At 41.2% G+C, this 21,294-nt stretch carries 21 protein-coding genes; 8 read left to right on the top strand and 13 right to left on the bottom strand.

The genetic code is table 11. The features are described 5' to 3' along the window. Positions 1-759: 759 nt before the first annotated feature. Together V7K98_RS06295 and V7K98_RS06300 are read left to right on the top strand one after the other, a co-directional pair. Complete coding sequence (locus V7K98_RS06295) at positions 760-957, top strand: hypothetical protein (RefSeq protein ID WP_335019959.1); 198 nt, start codon at positions 760-762, stop codon at positions 955-957. 81 nt (positions 958-1,038) lie between these two features. Further along, a complete protein-coding gene (locus tag V7K98_RS06300; RefSeq protein WP_335019960.1) occupies positions 1,039-1,515 on the top strand; it encodes a Tic20 family protein in 477 nt (158 codons plus the stop codon). Between the two features lie 3 nt (positions 1,516-1,518). On the opposite strand, the gene V7K98_RS06305 is transcribed toward V7K98_RS06300, so the two are convergent. Further along, the gene (locus V7K98_RS06305) at positions 1,519-2,292 is read right to left on the bottom strand and encodes a fumarylacetoacetate hydrolase family protein (protein ID WP_335019961.1); all 774 of its coding nucleotides are present in this window, start codon (positions 2,290-2,292) and stop codon (positions 1,519-1,521) included. 382 nt (positions 2,293-2,674) lie between these two features. Here V7K98_RS06305 and rpsF point away from each other — a divergent pair, with 382 nt between their 5' ends. The 3 genes from rpsF (at position 2,675) to V7K98_RS06320 (ending at position 4,214) form a co-directional block, all read left to right on the top strand. Then, positions 2,675-3,043 carry a 30S ribosomal protein S6 gene (gene rpsF / locus V7K98_RS06310; RefSeq protein ID WP_335019962.1) on the top strand — a complete coding sequence of 123 codons (369 nt, stop codon included), beginning with the start codon at positions 2,675-2,677 and terminating at the stop codon, positions 3,041-3,043. A gap of 214 nt (positions 3,044-3,257) precedes the next feature. Then, the gene (locus V7K98_RS06315; RefSeq protein ID WP_335019963.1) at positions 3,258-3,818 is read left to right on the top strand and encodes an Npun_F5560 family protein; all 561 of its coding nucleotides are present in this window, start codon (positions 3,258-3,260) and stop codon (positions 3,816-3,818) included. An 81-nt stretch (positions 3,819-3,899) separates the two neighbouring features. Continuing rightward, a complete protein-coding gene (locus V7K98_RS06320) occupies positions 3,900-4,214 on the top strand; it encodes a hypothetical protein (protein WP_335019964.1) in 315 nt (104 codons plus the stop codon). Between the two features lie 185 nt (positions 4,215-4,399). On the opposite strand, the gene V7K98_RS06325 is transcribed toward V7K98_RS06320, so the two are convergent. Beyond that, positions 4,400-4,753, bottom strand: coding sequence for an STAS domain-containing protein (locus V7K98_RS06325; protein WP_335019965.1), 354 nt, complete (start codon positions 4,751-4,753; stop codon positions 4,400-4,402). A gap of 488 nt (positions 4,754-5,241) precedes the next feature. Between V7K98_RS06325 and V7K98_RS06330 the strand changes: the two genes are divergently transcribed. Then, positions 5,242-5,874: a DedA family protein gene (locus V7K98_RS06330; protein WP_335019966.1), complete on the top strand. Its 633-nt coding sequence runs from the start codon at positions 5,242-5,244 to the stop codon at positions 5,872-5,874. Positions 5,875-5,968: 94 nt separating this feature from the next. Here the strand turns inward: V7K98_RS06330 and V7K98_RS06335 are convergent, their stop codons facing one another. The 5 genes from V7K98_RS06335 to V7K98_RS06355 all read right to left on the bottom strand — a co-directional run bounded on the left by V7K98_RS06335 (position 5,969) and on the right by V7K98_RS06355 (position 11,459). After that, positions 5,969-7,171 (bottom strand): argininosuccinate synthase, encoded by a 1,203-nt coding sequence (locus V7K98_RS06335; protein WP_335019967.1) that lies wholly within the window; start codon positions 7,169-7,171, stop codon positions 5,969-5,971. 305 nt (positions 7,172-7,476) lie between these two features. Then, positions 7,477-7,986 (bottom strand): PEP-CTERM sorting domain-containing protein, encoded by a 510-nt coding sequence (locus tag V7K98_RS06340; protein ID WP_335019968.1) that lies wholly within the window; start codon positions 7,984-7,986, stop codon positions 7,477-7,479. Positions 7,987-8,104: 118 nt separating this feature from the next. Then, entirely contained in the window at positions 8,105-10,081 is a 1,977-nt protein-coding gene (locus V7K98_RS06345; RefSeq protein ID WP_335019969.1) for an alkaline phosphatase, read from the bottom strand. A gap of 39 nt (positions 10,082-10,120) precedes the next feature. Beyond that, positions 10,121-10,360, bottom strand: a complete 240-nt coding sequence (locus tag V7K98_RS06350; RefSeq protein WP_335019970.1) for a hypothetical protein — start codon at positions 10,358-10,360, stop codon at positions 10,121-10,123. Positions 10,361-10,484: 124 nt separating this feature from the next. Beyond that, positions 10,485-11,459, bottom strand: a complete 975-nt coding sequence (locus tag V7K98_RS06355) for a cation diffusion facilitator family transporter (RefSeq protein WP_335019971.1) — start codon at positions 11,457-11,459, stop codon at positions 10,485-10,487. Positions 11,460-12,109: 650 nt separating this feature from the next. Here V7K98_RS06355 and V7K98_RS06360 point away from each other — a divergent pair. Next, complete coding sequence (locus V7K98_RS06360; protein ID WP_335019972.1) at positions 12,110-13,063, top strand: glycosyltransferase family 2 protein; 954 nt, start codon at positions 12,110-12,112, stop codon at positions 13,061-13,063. A gap of 256 nt (positions 13,064-13,319) precedes the next feature. Then, positions 13,320-13,835, top strand: a complete 516-nt coding sequence (locus V7K98_RS06365) for a pentapeptide repeat-containing protein (RefSeq protein ID WP_335019973.1) — start codon at positions 13,320-13,322, stop codon at positions 13,833-13,835. A 204-nt stretch (positions 13,836-14,039) separates the two neighbouring features. On the opposite strand, the gene V7K98_RS06370 is transcribed toward V7K98_RS06365, so the two are convergent. The 6 genes from V7K98_RS06370 to V7K98_RS06395 all read right to left on the bottom strand — a co-directional run bounded on the left by V7K98_RS06370 (position 14,040) and on the right by V7K98_RS06395 (position 20,989). Continuing rightward, complete coding sequence (locus V7K98_RS06370; RefSeq protein ID WP_335019974.1) at positions 14,040-14,651, bottom strand: hypothetical protein; 612 nt, start codon at positions 14,649-14,651, stop codon at positions 14,040-14,042. Between the two features lie 196 nt (positions 14,652-14,847). Beyond that, positions 14,848-17,370, bottom strand: a complete 2,523-nt coding sequence (recG, locus tag V7K98_RS06375; RefSeq protein ID WP_335020003.1) for an ATP-dependent DNA helicase RecG — start codon at positions 17,368-17,370, stop codon at positions 14,848-14,850. Between the two features lie 86 nt (positions 17,371-17,456). Further along, positions 17,457-18,278, bottom strand: a complete 822-nt coding sequence (locus V7K98_RS06380) for a hypothetical protein (protein WP_335019975.1) — start codon at positions 18,276-18,278, stop codon at positions 17,457-17,459. 217 nt (positions 18,279-18,495) lie between these two features. Then, on the bottom strand, positions 18,496-19,440 hold the full coding sequence (gene tsf / locus V7K98_RS06385; protein ID WP_335019976.1) for a translation elongation factor Ts: 945 nt from the start codon (positions 19,438-19,440) through the stop codon (positions 18,496-18,498). 339 nt (positions 19,441-19,779) lie between these two features. Next, a complete protein-coding gene (rpsB, locus tag V7K98_RS06390) occupies positions 19,780-20,574 on the bottom strand; it encodes a 30S ribosomal protein S2 (RefSeq protein WP_335019977.1) in 795 nt (264 codons plus the stop codon). Positions 20,575-20,818: 244 nt separating this feature from the next. Next, the gene (locus V7K98_RS06395; RefSeq protein ID WP_335019978.1) at positions 20,819-20,989 is read right to left on the bottom strand and encodes a hypothetical protein; all 171 of its coding nucleotides are present in this window, start codon (positions 20,987-20,989) and stop codon (positions 20,819-20,821) included. Positions 20,990-21,294 lie beyond the last annotated feature (305 nt).

Here is a 21,294-nt window from a genome sequence, read left to right on the forward strand (position 1 = left end):
AAATGGCTATCTAGTTAACTCAGTTTTACTTACTTGACTTTTGGCTATTTAAATACTCGCGTCAAAAGACTTTCAATATATCGCCATCTTGCTTGTGTGCAAAGCTTTTGTTGCTTCCTGAATATTAACTTACGACTAACTCCAGCGCTAAATTAACGGGGATGCAATGCATAGCCAAGGCTATCTCTGCTCAACTTAGGGACTTCCAGGAAATAAATTATCCAAGTGAACGAACCACGGAGGCGCAGAGAACGCAGAGAGAAGAGAAATAGAGAAGATTTTTTGTCAGTTTTGGGATATTTTTTTACTTGGAAGTCCCTTAAGGAATGTGGATTAAATAAAATGCAAAACTTCATCTTACCTCTAGCTTCCCTCTCCTTTATAAGGAGAGGGATTGAGGGTGAGGTAAGGCCCGGACATAAACTGTATGTTATTTAATTCTTATTCCTAACGCAAATATTTTTGTATTATTTTTTACTAAAATTTCCAACTTACAATAGACAGAACGATAGAATAAAAAATTAAGATTCACTTGACAAGTGTTAGTGAATTGTGATTTTCCGCATTTTTGCTACAAAGAGGTAGGATGTAGCTTTTTAAGTGTCCTCTGCGATCGCCTCCGGTACATGCAAAGCGTCATCGGAAATCACAAACTTAACCGCGTAGCACCCGCCCAACGTACCTCAAACGGTTTAAGCATGTATCTATCCTCACCTGAGTGAAATGTGGGTGACAATAAGGATTTACAGGAGGGATTCGATGCTAGTCATTATAATGGACGAGCAAATCCTTGCCCCTGAGCAAGTTTGCCAGTCTTGTTTACTCGCTGACAGAAGCGGTCAACCTCGTTGGCGTGGGGGTAAACTGCGTTGTGGTCAAGTCATTCGCAAACTTACTCAACAGCAACCAGACCAGTACGAGTGCATCATGGGCTTTCGCATCGCCCATATAGAATAGTTTAATTTGCCAGCAAGACCAGGCAACTGCGTTATCCTAAGCTCAAGTAACTATATAAATTTAACCACAGGAGAACGCATAATGTCTTGGCGCGGATCTACAACGGTTTCAGATCGAATTTTTGCTTGCCTGCCTTATTTGCTTCCTCTAATTGAGGTTTTTGTATTTGGCAGATATTTGTTCACAGATTTTCCACCGCTACAACTACTGTTTCTGCCGCTTATACCATTATTGAGAATTTACTACGGTGTGCGTTATGCAGGAATGATTATTTTCTTTGCTTTATTTTTGCTGGTAGTCAGAAACGAAAAAATTAGTCACTTTATTCGTTTCAACACCATGCAAGCAATCCTTTTGGACATCATTATCTTTTTGTTTAACATCCTCACTGATGTTGTGGGGCTAATTCCCGTTGGTGGTTTTGCAATCCAAACTCTATCCACAACCATTTTTATTGGCATAGTGGGGGCAGTTGCATATTCAGTCATCCAGTCTGTAAGCGGGCGTTATGCAGAAATTCCGGCAATTTCCGATGCAGTTTACATGCAAGTACGCTAGTCGTTAACGAGCCACAACGGTGTTTTCCAGGCGACCAATACCTTCAATTTCGACACGGACGCGATCGCCTGGATGCAATGGACTTACACCCTCTGGTGTACCTGTAAGGATCAAATCACCGGGTAGTAGCGTCATAATCTGGCTAATGTAGGAAACTATAACATCGGGGGAAAACACCATCTGATCGATACAGGCGGATTGGACTGGGTTAGCGTCGTCATTCACAAAAGTCTGCAATCTTGCTCCTGGATTTAACTCCCGCACAATCCAAGGGCCCAAAGGACAGAAAGTATCAAAACCTTTGGCTCGCGTCCATTGACCATCCAGTTTTTGTAAATCCCGTGCTGTCACATCATTAGCAATGGTATAGCCCCAAATTTTGGTTTGGGCTACCTGTGGTGTACATTCAAAGGCATAATCACCAATTACTAAAGCTAACTCTCCTTCGTAGTCAACCCTTTGTGACTGCGGAGGATACTTAATTTCCTTCTCAGAGGGAATGATAGACGTGGGTGGCTTGAAAAATATTAGTGGCTCTGAAGGTACTGAAGTTCCCATTTCAGCCGCATGATCTGCATAATTCTTACCCACTGCCACAATTTTTGAAGGAGCGCAAGGAGCCAGAATTTGGTAATTCCCTGGTGTCAAAGTTAAATCAGTGGGTTGTCCTTGTAACCAGGGCGGAGCATCTAGCACCTGCACATTCAGGGATAGTTGTAGTATCCCATAGTAAATCTGTCCTTCTTGATTTTGAATTCGCACATAGCGCTGCGCCATAACTTTGATAAATATCCTTTTATCTGCGATTAGAAACTGTGAGCTTTTTAGCAAATCGATTTAGCCTTGTGCCTGAAAGCCGCTATACATGCTCTTACAAGAAAAAGATACCTGTTGCGTCTCCTCACTTCCCTTTGGGGTCAGCAAGAGGCTTATTTTGGAATCAGCTTAAAGAAATCTGGCGATCGCCTCACGACCCAGTTTTCATTAGGGACATCCAAAAAATCGAAACTTAGGCGATTTGGCTAATGATTCAAATTTAAAACTGGTAAGATTATAGTTCCTTGTTGCTTCCGATGTTGATTAATACTAGTATTTTAAATCAAAATCAAGTATAAATTAAAATCAGCAACCGTTTTTGTCCATAAGGAAACTGGAAAATATGACTACAAGTTACGAAACAATGTACATCCTCCGCCCTGACTTGGGAGAGGAACAGGCAGAACAAGCAGTTACTAAATATCAGAATTTGCTTCGCGATCAAGGCGCTGAGGATATCCAAATTCAAAATCGTGGTAAGCGTCGTCTAGCTTATGAAATCAAAAAACACCGCGATGGTATTTATATTCAGTTAAACTACGCTGCGCCTGCAACTGCGATCGCTCCCTTTGAACGCGCCATGCGCTTGAGTGAAGAAGTGATTCGTTATTTGACAGTTAAGCAGGAAATCGGAGAGGAAAAACCTCCTAAAGAGGAAAAGGAAAAGCCCACTAAAGTAGCTCCACCAGTTCCAGTTTCAGTTTCAGTTTAAGCAGCAGGGAGCAGGGAGCAGAGGGGAAAGAGAAAATGTAATTCCCAATCCCCAATCCCCAATCCCAATTCCAATTCCCATTCAGTAAAATTTTGTCTTTTTATTTTCCGTGACTAATCTGGGAATGTTAAATTAACAAATACTTGCCAAAGGTAGTACTCCCGCAGTTATACCTAAGAGTGGACAAGATTCTGAATGGGAGCTTTAAGCTACTGTGAGCCAATCTGATACACCTAATACTCAAGTTCTCTCTACGGAAGTGTCGCAGCTACGCCAAGAGTTGCAACTTCGCGATCAATTAGTACAACAACTATCTCAAGAACTCTTCCGGCTAGTAAAGGGTAATACTAGTTTTATGCCCCAGCAACCGGAACCTGAGCGTGATTTGAGCCAGCTACAAGCTTTGCAAGAACAACTCCAAGCTGTAGAGCAGCAGGTGGCGTTCTACCAAGAGCAAATTACAACTCGTGACTCCGAAATTTACCAATTGCGACAGTCAGTTCAAGAACTTACAGATCGCACTCGGATGTTAGAGCAAGTAGTACAAGAGTTACCTCAAATTTACCGTCGAAAATTTGAAGAACGGATGACACCAGTCAGAGAAAAGGTAGCAATGCTACAACGGGAAAATCGCCAGCTACAAGCAGAACTGCAAAGTGTGAGTTACCGTTTAGCACTCAAAACTCGCAATGCTAGTCACAGTGGAATTGATTTGCCAAATTTTCCCCGTCCAGTGTCGGAACAAACTAACATTTCGACTCCTCAAAATGCCTAAAGTTGCCATAGTGCTGGAATCTTCAAGATAGAGAAACTAGCACGTAAAGGCAAAAATAACTATACAGTTAGAAATAATGTAATGGCTGGTGTTGTAACTTTGCTCGCCTCTTATCCTTATCCTGTGGTTGCTGTTGCGCGAATTGGTTCAGAATCGCTCGTGGGCAAACTGCTCAATTGGATGGTTTATGAGGCTTGTACTTTATCCTACGCTAAGGGACTTCCAAATAAAAAAATACCCAAAAAACTCTCTTCTCCTCATTCCTCTGTGTTGCGCCAGGTGCTACAACGGGGGGAACCCCGACGCGAGTTGTTCATGGGGGAAACCCCCAAGACCACACTCACTCCGCAACGCACTGGCTTCTCTATTGCCTCTGTGGTTCGTTTATTTAGGTAATTTATTGGAAGTCCCTAAATCCGCACCAGGATGGATAATCCGTAAGGTAGCAACTGAATAAAATAAAAAATCCAGCCTGGTAGCACCAGACTGCAATCTTTAAAGATGTGAAGATATATTTAGAAAATGTGAAAAAATACAAATATTGCTTGACTTCACCATCCTTCTAAAGGGAAATTTATTCTCTAGGCTGCTAGCGCCAGGCTTTCATCTTTGGAAGCGGTAAAAATATCCTCATAAGTATTAAAAATTTCAAACACCGTATCTAGTTGGGTGAGTTCCAAAATTAGCCGCACAGGAGCTTTTACGTTGCATAAAACCAAACGACAACCACTTTGGCGTGCAGCTCTTAGCCCTTTTACCAATGGGACTAGTCCAGAACTATCCATAAAATTAACTTCTGCTAAGTCGATAACCCAGAGTTGATGAGATTGGGGTACTACTCCAGACATTTGTTCACTCAAAGCCATACCGCCTTCCAAATCTATGCTTGCTTGGGGTTTGAACAAAATCACTTGAAGTTCTTGTGTAGGAGTCATGAATTTTACAATGTAGTTGAAATACTTGATTAGAAATCGAAAAATGACATAAATACCTCTTCTCTTTCAACGGCAAAATGACTGCTTTACCCAGATATTTACGGGTATTACAGCCCTGCAATTGAGAGGAATTATTTCAGTATTCATACCGTATAATTTATGATAGCTTTCATAAATATAGGCATAAGCTCCTAATAATTTCGGTATCAAGCATATCTTTTACAAAATTTTCATAACTTAACTAGGTATTTATAAAGTGTTTGTAATTTTTTTTTATTTGTTTTTAAATAAAATTAACTTGTGGTATTGGATTCAAAATTTCTATAGATAATATTCAAAAACTAATAGTTCTTATAGAGTATAAGCTATGGATTACTCAAAATTAAACTGATGACCGAATGAGTTAATGTAGCGGTTTAATTGACACCCCGCCCAAAAACAAGCAAAGATGTAGTAAAAGTAAAAATTTGTAAAGACGGTGGTGCGGAATGTCTTTAGAACTGATTTCACTAGAAAATATCCAGGAAGTGGCCCATAGTTATGGATATTGGGCGATTTTCTTGGGGATTTTGCTAGAAAATTTAGGCATTCCCCTTCCTGGTGAAACCGTGACCTTAGTGGGCGGTTTTCTAGCTGGCAGCGATGAACTAAATTACTGGCTGGTTCTTGGTGATGCAATTATGGGTGCTGTCATTGGCGGTACTTGTGGCTATTGGATTGGTAGAGTTAGTGGTTGGGCTTTTTTAGTAAAAGTTGGTAGCATATTCCGAATTTCTGAAGTGCGACTGCTGGCTATTAAAGATCAATTTAGTCAAAATTCTGCTAAAGCAGTATTTTTTGGACGTTTTTTAGCTTTGTTGCGAGTTTTTGCGGCACCACTAGCTGGTATAGCCGAAATGCCCTTTGGAAAATTCTTTTTATACAACTTTTTAGGAGCAGCTGCTTGGGCTAGTGTGATGGTGACATTAGCTTTCTTTGCTGGGAAAATTATTTCTCTAGAACAATTGGTTGCTTGGGTGGGTCAATTTGCGATCGCAGCCTTACTAATTATCACTGCCTTAATTGTTGTACCCATATGGTTAGAGTCTCGCCAAGTTAAGGAAGCGAGTAGTGAAGAGTAAGGAGTAAGGAATGAGGGAAGATGAGGGAGTGGGGGGAGATGAGGAAGAAAATACTTCTTTATCTCTCTTGTCCCCCTCCTCCTCCTCATCCTCCTCATCCCCTAGTTTGCTGTGACCAAATACGAGTTGGTAGCCCCCAAACATAGATAAACCCTTCAGCAGCTTTGTGATCGAATTGATCTTCGGCTCCGTAGGTTGCTAAATCGGGAGTATAGAGGGAATTATCGCTCGAACGCCCAACTACTGTAGAGTTACCCTTGAATAACTTCACTCGCACAGTTCCAGAGACTCGCTCTTGTGTCTTTTGAATAAAGGCATCAAGTGCAACTTTGAGTGGACTGTACCACAAACCGTTGTAAACGATTTGGCTGTAAGTTTCTTCAATGCCACGCTTGTAATGGGTGACATCTGCTGTCAAAGTCAAGCTTTCTAAATCCCTATGTGCCTGAATTAGCACTAACATCGCTGGTGATTCGTAGATTTCCCGCGATTTAATTCCCACCAGACGATTTTCAATCATATCAATCCGTCCAATGCCGTGATTTCCTACAAGCTGATTGAGTTGTTCAATTAGCTCAACTGGCTTTTTAGCTATGCCATTGACGGTTGTGGGAATACCACCTTTGAAACCAATTTCGATGTATTCTGGCTCGTTGGGAGTATCAGCGATCGCTTTGGTCATTTCATAGATTTCTTCTGGTGGCTCAAATGAGGGATCTTCGAGACTACCCGCTTCAATACTACGACCGAGCAAATTTTTGTCAATGCTGTAGGGAGAAGATTTTTTTACTGGTGAGGGGATACCAAATTTCTCACCATAAGCGATGGTTTCCTCGCGGCTCATACCCCATTCTCTGGCGGGTGCGAGGATCTTCAGGTTGGGGTTCAGGGCGGTTACTGAGACATCAAAACGAACCTGATCGTTACCTTTGCCAGTACAACCGTGAGCGATCGCATCAGCACCATATTTTTCAGCCGTTTCTACTAATACCTTAGCAATCAGTGGACGGGCAAGAGCAGTTCCTAGAGGATAACGATTTTCATAGAGGGCGTTAGCTTGAATCGCTCCAAAGGCGTAATCTTTAATGAAGCTGTCTTTGACATCCGCCACGAGTGATTCACTTGCACCCGATTTCAGAGCTTTTTCTCGAATTGGCTCTAATTCATCTCCCTGACCTAAATCTGCTGCTAGGGTAATCACCTCTTCCACACCCCACTCCTTTTTAAGATAAGGGATGCAAACGGAAGTATCCACTCCACCAGAATATGCTAGGACAACCTTTTTGGCGCGACCCATTAATTTCTCCACTTAGGACAACAAAGAATGAGTCATTATTATATCTGAACTAACCCAGGTATATTTTATTGATGCAACTGAATAACAAAATTCCCGACTTCTCTAAGAAGTCGGGAATCTGAGCCTTGCAATTTTCATAAATCAAATCGGATTGCGATCGTTTCTAGACAAAACTTTTTTATATACCTTGGTATCAGTTTTCACCAGAATGAATCAATGCTAAAAAATTACAGGGTGGAATTTATCCACCCTGTTTTAAATAGATGCAAATCAACTGCCTAACAGTTTATTCTTGATAATCTGGTTTAAGCTTTCGTGCTTGATGGTCTAGAAGATCCTATCTTTTTACCCAAGAACAAACTCAACCCGAATACAGACAATCCAAGCATCAAACTTGGCTCTGGAACAGTTGTGTAAGTGATGCTTTGAACACCCGTAGCAGTTGAATCATTCAAATCGATAAAACTATCACGAAAGACATTAAAGGTGCTAGGTGTAAAATATAACCCTAACCCTGCTTGGTTCAAAATTGTTCCTGAAAAATCGGTAAAAACTGATGCTAAAGGATCATCAGCTTCAGTGTATAACTTCCCAGCATAGTTGGCAGAAATCTTTAAACCTTCGGCGATGGTTACTTCTTGGTCGTCTGCTGCTGCTGCTTGGTCGAATGAAAAAGTGCCTATGAGGGTTTTATCATCGTTAGAAAAATTATAAGTTAGGGCTGCTGCTTGAACGGGGATAGTCTCGCCCAATGAAAAAATCAAAGCAGTTCCTAACGTTGCAGCTGCTAACTTCTTGAAGATGGAGTCAGTCATTTTTTTCTCTTGATATAAAGAACTGGTGCAAAAATACCGCAATAGTTTTATGAGACAGAGACATGTGTTACCACGTCTCTGCAACGTAGTTAGTGACTAGTGAAGCGGTGTATTCAATTTATGGACTTATGGACTTGCCTGCGATCGCAGTTTTCATAGCTTGGAAGATATGAGTCTGATCAACCACACCCCTTATACCGGGCGCACTGTAAGTACCAGAACTATCTGTAAACTCAAGATTTTGTCCAAAGGATCGAGTCAGAGTTGATGAATAAGCACCCTGGTAGTAAACAGGTACAATCCGGCGGCTATGGCTACCCCAGAGGTACTTGTAATTTGGATCAGACCCCCAGAAGTGACCAGCGTCTTTAGGGTTGTGCTTGTTGAAGGTAATATCCTTGGCGTTATACTTCAAGCCTCTAGCCTGATTCGGGTCAGGATTGGGAGTCAGCTTCGACGCAAAGTCATTATTCAGAGTTAGGTAGTGGTCATGGTCAGCAGTAACCAGTAGCAAGTTCTTATTCCAACCACCATGATTATCTACCCAAGTCATAACCTGCTGGACTGCCTTATCAAAATCATTCATGGTACCGATTAGGTTATCCATGTTGTTGTCATGAGCAGACCAGTCTACATCTCCTCCCTCAACCATCAGCCAGAAGCCATCTTTGTCTTTACCTAAAACCGTTAAAGCTGCTTTGGTCAGATCGGCTAAAGTCGGATTTTCGTTAATTTCTTTAGCTATAAAGCTAGCATCAGTTTCACCAGGAGCGAGAGGACGGAGAGTGTCGGGTGCAGGAGCATTAGGAGCGATGGGATTACCAACTGCATCGATTACCGGAACACAATCCCCAGCAGTACTGGTAATGATCTTACCAGATGGACAGGTTGCTGGGGTTCCACCGCCTTTGACAACGGAGCTATAGAGGGTGAAGTTACCTAAACCTGTGCTACTGTAGTCTCCTTTAGAAGAACTGGTAGGAAGGTTGCCGTCTTGTCCACGGGCACCATACAGACCAAATAATTTCTCTCCCTTATTTGGGTCAATTTTGGCAGCCGTGTTTAAGAGTGTTTGAGTTGCATTGGGCCCACGTTCCAAAAAGGTATAACCGTAACGATTGGATTTAGGGTTATTCTTTAGATGCTCATAAGTGTCTTGCTGAATGTACGTATACTTAAATACGCCATCAGCCGTATTTGTGGTTGCCTGATTTTCTAGGTCTTTAGGATGACCGCCACCCAACAAAACATTAGGCTGAAAGTTCAGTAATGTCTGTTGCAGAATACTGTCTTGGTTAGTTTTGGTAGGGTCGTACTTACTATCGTATTTGCTACGACGATTTACAAAAGAAGCCGCAGCACCTGGTGTTGCATGGCTAACAGGTACGGAAGTGACTAAGCCTGTAGACTTACTATTTTCCTTAGCAATTTCCAGGATGGTCTTCAATCTCTTCTCGTAAATGTCTACCCCCATAGCGTTGTTAAAGCTTTTCACCCCTGTATACAGAGTTGTAGCTGTATTAGCAGAGTCGGGATAACTGTACTTGATGTAATCTTTATCATAAGTATCAGGATTGGCCGGGGTCAGAGGAATCCAAGGAAGAGGGCCGCCCTTACTGGTGTCATAACCTGCCAGATTACCATCTGCCAAACTATTGCCATCAAGTCGATTGCCAGTATTAAAAGGAGTCGGCTGAAATGAGAAGTTAGGACGAACAGGACTTGCACCTGTGACTGAATTAGAGTCATCCAGAGCAGAGTTACCTGTTAGATGGGGCTGATCTGTTGGTTTGGCTGGTGTATTTCCCTGAATTGTTGTGCCGTAAGTAGTCACCAATCCATATCCAGTCAGCTTTTGGAAGCTAAGACCAGAACCTTTACCACTTGTGTAAAAAGGAGCGCCTTTAGCAACGGCTGCGGCTCGGGCCATATTCCAACCCATACCATCGCCAATCATGATAATTACGTTAATTCCATTACCCTCGGCCATAGCCGGCTGAAAAACAGAATTACCAAATACCAGCAGAACGGTACAGAGCAAGCCAGTCATGGCTAACGCCAGCGATCGCTTGTACTTTCGCAAAAATGAAATCATTACAGTGTGCCTTAAAGTTAATTGAGCAAGTATTAGCTGTTAGTACTGATAGAAATTTGGTTCTAGATGACTAGCACCAAAGTCTGAGTATGTTGTAGTCACATCTAACTGAGTAGAGGCTTTGGCATGACTTGGTTTAGTCGCTGTTGCTGGTTGTTGATTTGATGTTCCTAAGAACAACAAAACTGCCAGAACCACACCAGATATAAACCAAACCAATGTGCGTTTGTACTGTTTAAGTAATGAAGTCATTGGGGATTTTTGAATGGAATTAATCATCAGGAAACCTCTTAGTAAATAATCTGATGCTATGCTTTGGCAATTAAAATGAATGCCAAAAAACATAATTTTAAAATGCTAATTTAAGTAGCTTTTGGAGAAAATTAGTAAAAATATTTCGGTTTTATTTTGCTTTATTAGGAGATAGCATTAAAACTAAATCTTGATTAAATAAAGGATGAATTGGTAGTACTGAAGATTTTATACAGCTAGTTAGCTGCAAGGTTATATCAGTAATCCGAAAAGTTTTTCGGATGTGATTTTCCAACTTATTAAGTAAGCGATCGCGTTCTTGGATAGTTCCACATTCAACTGTCAAATTGGCACAAAGCATGACTTTGCTTAAGCTAATTGTCCAGATGTGAAGTTTTTCGACTTGCATAACACCAGGAAAAGATTTGAGGGATATTTCTACCTCAACGGGGTCAATTGATTCTGGTGCATATTCTAAAAAAATCTTTAAACTTTCTTGTACTAGAGGTAAAGCACTTAACCCCGTAAAGATTGCAACTACTAAACTAATTGCAACATCTGCCCACCACCAGTCCCAAAGATGAACTGTTAAAGCAGCGATAATTACGCCCACAGAACTAGCAGTATCAGCAATGACATGAAGCAAAGCCCCGCGCAGGTTTAAATCGTTATGAGTGTGGGGATGAAGCAAAGTAATATTGAGCAGATTGACGATTAAACCTAATACGGCAATCCCTAACATTGGCAAGCCCAAAATAGTTGCTGGATGTTGCCAGCGCTGAATAGCCTCCCATGTTATAAAAGTAGCGATCGCTAGCAAACCTAATCCATTCAGCAAAGCTGCTAAAACTTCGATTCGCTGATTTCCAAAGGTTGCTTTTTTATTAGCTGGTTGCTGTGCTAGAAAACTAGCAAGTAACGATATCGCCAAGGCTGTAATATCAGATAAGATATGTCCTGCATCCGCCTGTAGAGATAAACTTTTACTCCATAAACCCACACTCCACTCGGCAATGAAAAAAACAGCAAGCAACCCTACTATTATCCACAAAGTTATTGCTTTTTCCTGATTATCAACTACTTTTACAGGAGCATCTTTACATCCACACCATTCAAGTGAAAGCATTATTCAAAAACCCTTTTTACAGCACATTACTAGGTTGTAAAATTACAATTTTCATATTTTTATTTACTAACATATTTACTCAAAATCTCACTTCTTAAATATAGTTTTTGAACATACTATAGTTAAAGAATTTGCTTGTCATAACTTTTCTGTAAACTTGTTAATTAATTTTTGTCAAAATATAGTTTTGTCGATTCACAAATATGTCTCAATCAAAAATTTATCGTACTTACTTTAAGAAATGGTAATGTTTTTGTTAAAAACCAAAATTAAAGCAGGATGATACTTACAATTTTCAGTAAAATTAGCAGCAATTATGCTGCTAGTAATTTGTTGCTAATTATGCACTAATTTAGTTGTAATCAAAACTTGCGATTGACCTCCAATTTTACTGGAGAGGATGATAACCATTATCTTTATCTAACCTCCTGACACAGTTAATAAAGACCTATAAGTCTAAAAAAATAATATTGAACAGACATCCAAAAATGTATATTTTAAGATTTTAAATATGGTAAATTTGTATACCTATTTTTAAATACCCAACAAATCTTGCATTAGCAGCACATTGAGGATTTCGTAACCAAAATCAGGTAAGGAACAGTGTCAGCACCGCATCTGTCCTATCCTGGAGATGGATATATAGTGTTGTGGGTGAGACTGTGTTTTTCAGTGTTGTGATACCGACTTATAATCGCCAACCGATTTTAGAAAAGTGCCTCCGCGCCTTGGAGGTGCAGGAGTTAAGTCAGTCCAGTTCGGTTACTGATTACGAAATTGTCTTGGTGGATGATGGTTCTACTGATGGCACATTGGAGTGGCTAGCAGCATACAAAGACGAGTTTCCCCATGTGCGATGGTTTCAGCAAGATCATGCTGGCCCAGCTGCGGCGCGAAATTTGGGGGTAAAACAGGCGCTAGGAGACACAATTATCTTTATTGATAGCGATTTAGTGGTGCTGGATAATTTCTTGCAAGCTCATGCTAATGCATTATTGCAGGGACAAGAGAAATTGGGGAGCGATCGCTTTTTCACTTACGGTGCAGTTATTAATACTTGTAATTTCGACAACCCAACAGCTGAAGCCTACAAAGTCACAGATTTTTCAGCAGCTTTTTTTGCTACCGGAAATGTCGCAATTCCCAAACATTGGCTAGAGGAAGCCGGACTTTTTGATACCAGCTTTCAACTCTATGGCTGGGAAGATTTAGAATTGGGTGTACGGCTAAAAAAACTAGGTTTGACACTAATTAAATGTCCAGAAGCAGTAGGATATCACTGGCATCCAGCATTTAATTTAGAGCAAATTCCCCGATTAATTGACCAAGAAATTCAACGCGGACGTATGGGAGTTTTATTTTATCAAAAGCATCCTACATGGGAAGTGCGAATGATGATTCAAATGACTTGGCTGCATCGCTTACTTTGGGGAATTTTGTCACTTAACGGCACACTTAATGAACGAACAATGGCTCCATTATTGCAATGGCTAATTAATTTAGGTAAACCTCAATTAGCTTTAGAAATCGCCCGAATTTTTCTCAACTGGTACAACGTGAAGGGTGTTTATGAAGCCTATGCCAAAATTGAGCAAGCATCGTGAGTTTGGGCTTCATTTTTGGCTGAAAGTGAATAATTACTCATTCAGAGGACTCCTCAGCAATTAGAAGAATTTTTTCTTGGAATCTGGCAAATACAACTTCACCGTCAGTTACTTGTCCCTTAGCAATTTGTTCAGTTCCTACAGCAATTATTTGCCCTATTTTAGTTTTCAGCTTACGCCGTCCTAACCACTCTATTCCAAGAATGAGTGGTGATCATCGGAAGCGATCGCCAAGCCGATAACAAAAAAGTTGTGTATGTACTTGACTGTAAAATCTGCTGATAGTATATTTGTATCACAACAAAAAATAAGTAAGCAAGTGGCTGACATTAAACATTTATACCTGCTGAAAAAATCGGATAAGGCTCACTGGGATTACCTAGTACTTCGTAACCTAAGTTTTATCCCAGACCTAAGCGGCGCTGACCTTTCTAATAAAGATATTAGTTTTAGAAATCTTAGTAGAGCGAATCTTTCTAATACTAATTTAAGAGGAGCAAATTTAAGCGGAAGTGATTTAAGTTATACTAATTTAAGCGGGGCTGACTTGATGGGAGCGAACTTACTTGCAGCGAATTTAACTGGTGCTATTTTAACCGGGGCTGACTTAACACCTCTTGAGATTGTTAATGGTAGGATTGTGAGTTTTAGCAAAACAGACTTAAGTCATGCGAAGCTTGTTGGTGCGACGGCGGAAGGAATAGATTTTGATAGGGCTATACTGTTCCAAACAATTATGCCTAATGGAGTTACCAAACGGAATTATTATTGAAACTACCTTTAAGGAAACTTTTTTCTAAGTCTCCAATAATAGGCACTGCCCAATGTGGAAAAATACCCTCAGCAAGTTTAAATTGACAGAATTGACACAGATATAGCCCAATGAGAATCTAATCATTTACCAATGAAAATGGGTAGTCATAGGGGCACTTGCATAGTCATAAAAATCTGTGTGAGTGCCCCATATTTGGTTTTGTTATTCTGCTTTAGGAGTTTTTACAGCTTGCTTTTGAAACTCTTCCCAAAATACTGAAGTATTCTCATCTGCAACTATTTTCAACATTAATTCCATAAAAATCATTGTTAAAGATTGCATGTCAGTATCAGCAATTTCTTGACCATCAAAATCTGGATTTGTTGGAATATGCACTTCTTTAATCCACCATCGGTCTATTTTTGTTAATAATTCATAGATAGAGCCTAAAAGGTTAATATTTATTTCTACATCGGCATTGGCAAGAAATTTTGGCAATTCATGTGCTAACTCGTTACGATGATCGACAATATTTTTTACTAGTTTCATATCATCGTCATTAATAGCAGACATCTTTTTCAACCATAAAAGTGATGCTTGACGTTTATTCTTCTTATCAAGTGATAAAACTTCATCTTTATATTGTTTACTTTCAACTCCACCTTTTTCATTGAATTCATAGGTGAAAAACTCATAAATACGCACAATAATTGAACTCTGAAGCAGTTCAAATGCTGCCAAAAAAATTGAAGCAGTAATTAGATTACTTCTCAAAGTTTCAGGATTTAAAAACTTAGCCCAACTGCGGTATATCTGGTCTTGAGATGTGTTCATACCTAATAACCTTTTGATTGTTCACAGTCCTTTAGATAAATAGCTCCAAAGATTAAAAACTCTTGATTTATCGTAACGATTCTTGCTGCTTGCCTATCCCAATATATTGACCTCTAAATCAGCTTGTCAATAGCATTTGAGATGCGCTTAACCTGATAGTGTATGTAGTCGCTGTTCATCATCAAGACAAGATAAATTAAGTCAAAATTGCCCCACCCATCAATCGCTCATACCGATATTTCAACTCTTCTTTCATCAAATACCAGCGCTCTAAAGTAACATCCATCTCTATTATTTTCTCTGCTGCTTGCCGCGCTAAAAGTAAAACTTCTTCATCCTCAACCAAACTCGCTAAGGTAAAATCTGGCACTCCTGATTGACGAGTTCCCAGTACTTGCCCTGGGCCACGAAAACGCATATCCATCTCAGAGATGAAAAAGCCATCCTGAGATTGTTCTAACACCTTCAACCGTTGTTGAGCATCAGGATTTCTAGAACTGCTCATCAACAAACAATAAGACTGAGCCGCGCCACGACCGACACGCCCCCGGAGTTGGTGCAGTTGCGATAAACCAAATCGCTCTGCATTTTCAATGAGCATTACTGTAGCATTAGGTACGTCTACACCAACTTCAATAACGGTAGTAGAAACCAAAATTTGCGTTTGGTTATCACGAAATTTGGTAATTGCTTCATCCTTATCGGCTGAACTCATGCGACCGTGCAGTAGCCCCACTTGAAAATCGGGAAAAATACTTTCTTGTAGCTTTTGATGCTCCTCAGTTGCCGATCGCAAATCCAGTTTTTCTGATTCTTCTACCAAAGGCAAAACCACGTAAACTTGTCTACCTTGGGCAATTTCTCGGCGGATGAGGTCATAAGCATGGTTGCGTTGCTGACCTGACAATACTGTTGTCTGAATCTTTTGCCGTCCTGGTGGTAACTCATCAATTTGGCTCACATCCAAATCCCCGTGTATCGTCAGTGCCAAGGTTCGGGGAATCGGAGTAGCTGTCATAGTTAACACGTGGGGTTGTTCGCCTTTTTGCTGCAAACGTGCCCGTTGTTCTACACCGAAACGATGCTGTTCATCTATCACCACTAACCCTAGTTGGTGAAAGTTTACGGAGTCTTGAATTAAGGCATGGGTTCCCACTAACAGGGGCAATTCACCAGTTCCTAACTGAGAATGGATTTGTCTTCGTTTTGCAGTTTTGGTGGAGCCTGTCAGTAATTCCACTGGTAAATGCAAGAGGTTAAACCAACTAACTAACTTACGATAATGTTGTTCTGCCAAAACTTCTGTGGGAGCCATCAGCGCCGCTTGGTAGCCAGATTGAATTGCTGCGAGGATAGCTAGCACGGCGACGACCGTTTTACCTGAACCGACATCTCCTTGTACTAGACGATTCATTGGTACAGGTTTTTGTAAGTCGTTGAGGATGTCGTTAAGGACTCGTTGCTGTGCGCCAGTGAGTTTAAAAGGCAGTATTTCGTAGAACTTCTCTACAAGTTGACCTCTTGGGACGAGGATGGCGCTGGTTTGAATCGCCCTTGCTTGCTGCTGACGTTGCAGTAAACCAAGTTGTAGGTAGAAAAATTCATCAAAAACTAGGCGACGACGGGCAACTTTTAAGGTAGCGCTATCATCGGGAAAATGGATGTTAGCGATCGCATCTTTCAATTCCATCAAACCATATTTCTGTCGCAAACCACTTGGCAAAGGGTCTTTCATCTGAGCCGCAGCAGGTAAAGCAGCAATTACTGCCTGTCGAACTGTATTCGCCACCACGCCCTCAGTCAATCCATAAATTGGCACTACCCGCCCAATATTCAGCGACTCAATGGAATCTCCTGGATTTCCCAAAACCTCTAGTTCGGGATTATCCAATGTCAAGCCGTATTTACTTTCTTTCACCAACCCACACGCCGCCAAAATACTACCTACTGCATAACGGCGTTTTAAACTTTCTTGCCAAGCGCGACTGCTAAAGCGCGTACCTGCATAAAAACGACCAATTTTCATTTGACCGCTATTATCTTTTACAACCAGTTCTAAAATTGATAATTTCTGATTTTTAGGGCTACTAAAGCAGTTGCAACGCTTCACAGTTGCCACTATTGTCACCGTCTCACCTGCCTGTAACTCGCGGATATTCACCTGACGCGCATAATCAATGTGATCGCGGGGATAGTAAAAAAGCAAATCGCGGACGGTGTGTAAACCAAGCCGTGCCAAATTATCAGCTTTTTTAAAACCTATTTCTGGTAAATCACTGAGTTTTTGCTCAATTTTCGGTGCAAGCCTCAGACTCACCTCAGTGATAATTTTAGATTTTGGATCGCGCCTTTGGTGCGCTGGAAGCCCAACTTGGATTTTAGCTTGATAAGTTTTCCCCTGCTCACCTGCTCCTCTGCTCCCCTGCTTCCCCTGTTCCCCGTCCTCCTCTTGCTGTAGTTGCGAGAGATACCTACGAGTCTCTGCTACTAAATGTTGTCTTTCTTCCAGTGCCAGATGTGGATAACTAGCAAATTGTACCGCTAGTCCTTGCCAACGGCGGCGTTCAGTTTGGGGTAAGCCTGTTGGAAATTTGCCCAAAGTCAGACTCAGAAATTCACTGAAACGGTATTCTCTGCCCATCAAGTCTGTAAAGCCCCGTTCGGCTTCTATTGCCAAGGCTTTCTGCAATCTTATCCAATCTGGTTTTTCATTAATCATTGTTATTGGGGATGGGGCATTGGGCACTGGGCATAGGGCATGGGGCATTAGTTATTCACAAATGACTAATGACTAATGACTAATGACTAATCCTCAAACCAACTAGCACGCCATGCAGCCTCTGCTTCTGCGATCGCTCTTTCCCGATGTTTCTTTTGATACTCTCGTCCCAGCTTGTTTAACTGAACTAAAATACTACGAATTTGTCTGCGTTCAGAGGAGAGTGCCACATCAGCAAATTCAATTTCCCCTAGCCGCAGGTTAATAGCCATGATTTGCGTCAGTCCAGATTCTTCCGATTGCTGCTCATTTTCAATTTCAATTACTAAGTTTAATAAGTTTGGTGGCCCTGGCATGACCTCGCCAGATGCTTCTGATGCCGCCGCCGCCGCAGCTGCTAAAATTGGTTCTGGTAATTTTTTGGGTAATACCCCAGATTTTTGTAATAAAAGATTAGCGTCATGGGAAAGTTTTTTCAGTATCTCTTGCGTTACCTCTTCTAAGTTCTGTTGCCATTTTGCCAGTTCTATAGGATTAGATGTATCCAGGGTGAGAGGCTGAGAATTAGAGGCATCCAGAAGTCCAGAAGATGTTACTCCCTCATCCCCCTCATCTACCCCAGCATCGTCACTTTTAATACAAGCGAGCAATTGTTCTGCGGCCACATGACCCAACTTGCGAACAGCTTGTTGCAATTGTTGGCGCTGATTCAATGACAAATGGAGAAAGTTTTCGGGATGCCCCTGTGTACAAAGGTGGTAACTCGCCAGAATCAATTGTTTTCGTACAGCTAGCCCCAAGGTATTTAGATAACTAGCATAAGCGTTTTGTAGTTCTAGTGCGATCGCTCCAATCGCTTCTTTTAGTCCTGCAATATCCCGTTCAATTCGCTCGATTGCTCTTGCCATATCTTTTAGTTCTTGTCCACATGAACTATTTCATAGTACAAATGTACGATTTTATATTTATATTAAATTAAATGCGATATTTTGGGTATCTATAAAAAAATACAGGTCAGGCTATTTGCTTGACCTGTTTGGTAAAGAGTCATTTGTTATTTATTATTTGTCCTTAGTCCTTGGTAAAGACTAATGACAAATGACCAATGACCAATGACCAATAATATTACATACTGCCAATTTGTGCAGCGACTTCATCAGCAAAACTAATTTGTTGCTTCTCAATGCCTTCGCCCAATATATAGCGGACAAAGCGAGTCACTTGAATCTCTGTACCTAATTGCGTCTTAGCTTGCTTCAAGAGGTCTTCTACGGAAATACTCTGGTCGCGGATGTAAGGCTGATCGATCAAAGTCAATTCTTTCAGGCGTTTTTCAATTCGTCCCTGAACAATCTTTTCTTTGATATTATCTGGCTTGTTCGCCAAATCATCCTTGCCCATTTCAATGTCTTTTTCCTTTTGGGCAACTTCGGGGGGGATTTGGTCTACGCTCACATACTCGACATTTGGACAAGCTGCAACTTGCATTGCAGTATTCCGTGCCAAGCTTTGGAACTCTGAATTAGCGGCCACTGACTCACTTTCAGAACCCAGTTCTACTAATACACCAACTCGACCGCCAGTGTGAATGTAGCTGTCTACTACGCCTTGAGTGCCTTCTGCTAGTGCAAAATTGATAAAGCGACGTACTTGGATATTTTCACCCAGCGTAGCAATAGTTTGCTTAATGAATTCTTCAACAGTCCCGCTTGGATTCTCAGCATATTGTTGAGCTAACAAAGACTCAACACTATCAGCAGTTGCTGCTTGCTTTGCCAGGTTCTTAACTAAAGCTTTAAAAGCCTCGTTACGAGCCACAAAGTCAGTTTGGCAGTTGACTTCGATGAGTACACCTACTCGACCACCGGGTTGAATGTAAGTGTCTACTAGACCTTCTGCCGCAATGCGATCGCTTTTTGCCCCTGCCTTAGAGATGCCCTTTTTCCGTAGCCAGTCTGCGGCTTCTTCTACGTTACCTTCAGTCTCTATCAGCGCTTTTTTGCAGTCCATCATGCCGGCACCAGTTTTTTGGCGTAGCTCTTGGACGAGTTTTGCAGATATTTCCGCCATGTTGCCTCAATTCCTAACTTGACCTCGATTTGTAATCACTCAGCTAATTTAGTGCTGAGTTTTGTTAGCGTTAGCGGGGCGTTTAGCCCGTGCTGAGTTTTGAGTGTTCAGTTATCAATAGGACTTACGCAAAATTGTCTCAAAAACCTGATTTGTCGTAGCGGTAATTCATGAATTACTGCTACTTCAGAACTTTTTTGCGTAAGTCCTGATCAATTTTATTCTTCATTGACAAATCAAAACTTAAGAACTTCAAAAATCAAGACTCAGCACTATCCAATTTGCTGAGTCTTTCTATGTTACTCAGCACGGGCTAAACCCCAGCTTCCGCTAACAGCACTATTCTTCTGTTTGCTCGTCGGGAATTACAGCGTCAGTATATTCGGTTTCTTCGTAGTCTTCGTCATACTCGCCACCGTCGTAATCTTCGTAATCTTCTTCAGCTTCCAGCTGACCGTGACGGCCTTCATAAATGGCATCTGCCAATTTCCCGACTATCAGCTTAATCGATCTGATAGCATCATCGTTGGCTGGGATGGGGATATCTACTACATCGGGGTCACAGTTTGTATCCAGCATGGATACAATGGGAATATTGAGCTTTTGGCATTCTTGAACTGCGTTATATTCCCGCCGTTGGTCTACAATGACCACGATATCGGGTACTTTCCGCATTGTTTTAATGCCGCCCAAGTATTTCTGAAGCTTCGTCATTTCCCGACGTAGCATTGAGGCTTCTTTTTTGGGCAATAAATCTAGTGCGCCAGTTTCTTCACGGCGTTCTAAATCTTTCAAACGGTCTACCCGTGTTTTGATAGTTGCCCAGTTGGTCAACATTCCGCCTAACCAGCGTTGGTTAATGTAGTGGGAACCACAACGGCTAGCTTCTTGAGCAATAATTCCAGCTGCTTGGCGTTTAGTGCCGACAAAAAGAAACTTCTTCCCTTGTTCTGCGTGCGATCGCATGTAGTTGTAAGCATTATCCATCAACTGGGCAGTTTGCACCAAGTCGATAATATGCACACCATTGCGGGAAGTATAAATGTAAGGAGACATTTTTGGGTTCCAACGCCGGGTCTGATGCCCAAAGTGAACCCCAGACTCCATCATTTGAGCCAATGAAACTACTGGCATATAAATTTTCAACTCCGATTCGGGTTAAACCTCCATCCAAGTGCATTTCCCAACTGGGAAACACCCGAATTCTTAGATGTGCGAGATTAGTTAACCATACTAGGTTAGCACATTCGCAACAGTTGTTGTTTGGCAAATACGACAAAATAGCGCTGCCCACTCAACAATAGGAAGCGCCATGCTTGTATTGAACTCAAAAATTACGAATTAGGTTCGCGCAGCGTGCCGGAGACTTTATTACGAATTACAAATCACGGTCTTCTTGATCCTTGGGCTTAGGCTTTTGCCGCCGTTGTTCTACCTGGTCGTCGATAGTTTCTCTCATTTTGCGATCGGCAGCGTCCATCGCAGAATACTTAAAACGGTTGAGTATGCCACTGAAAAAGTTGCTAAAGAATCTCTCGATTTCTTGCATGATTTTATACCTCTATATTTACGGTAAATTTTTGACTCTACATTGGTTTTAGACTTTCTAGTGGAAATTGGAAATAAAACGCTAACCTATTCTCAAAGTATCTTTTAGTCTCTTAGCGTCTCTAGATGCTTAAAGGGCTGGCGGTTTATTTATCCTTTGATTCAGTTTTGGTTGAGAATGACTGTATAAAACAGTCTACTCAATTAAATTAATATTGTTGAGATTTACTAGATTGAAACGCTGTAGACATTGTATCTACTGTATTCTGTCTAAGGTAAGAAATGTAGTAAAAATACAGGTAACAA

The organism is Nostoc sp., assembly GCF_036917435.1.
In the GTDB taxonomy this organism is placed as follows: domain Bacteria; phylum Cyanobacteriota; class Cyanobacteriia; order Cyanobacteriales; family Nostocaceae; genus Nostoc.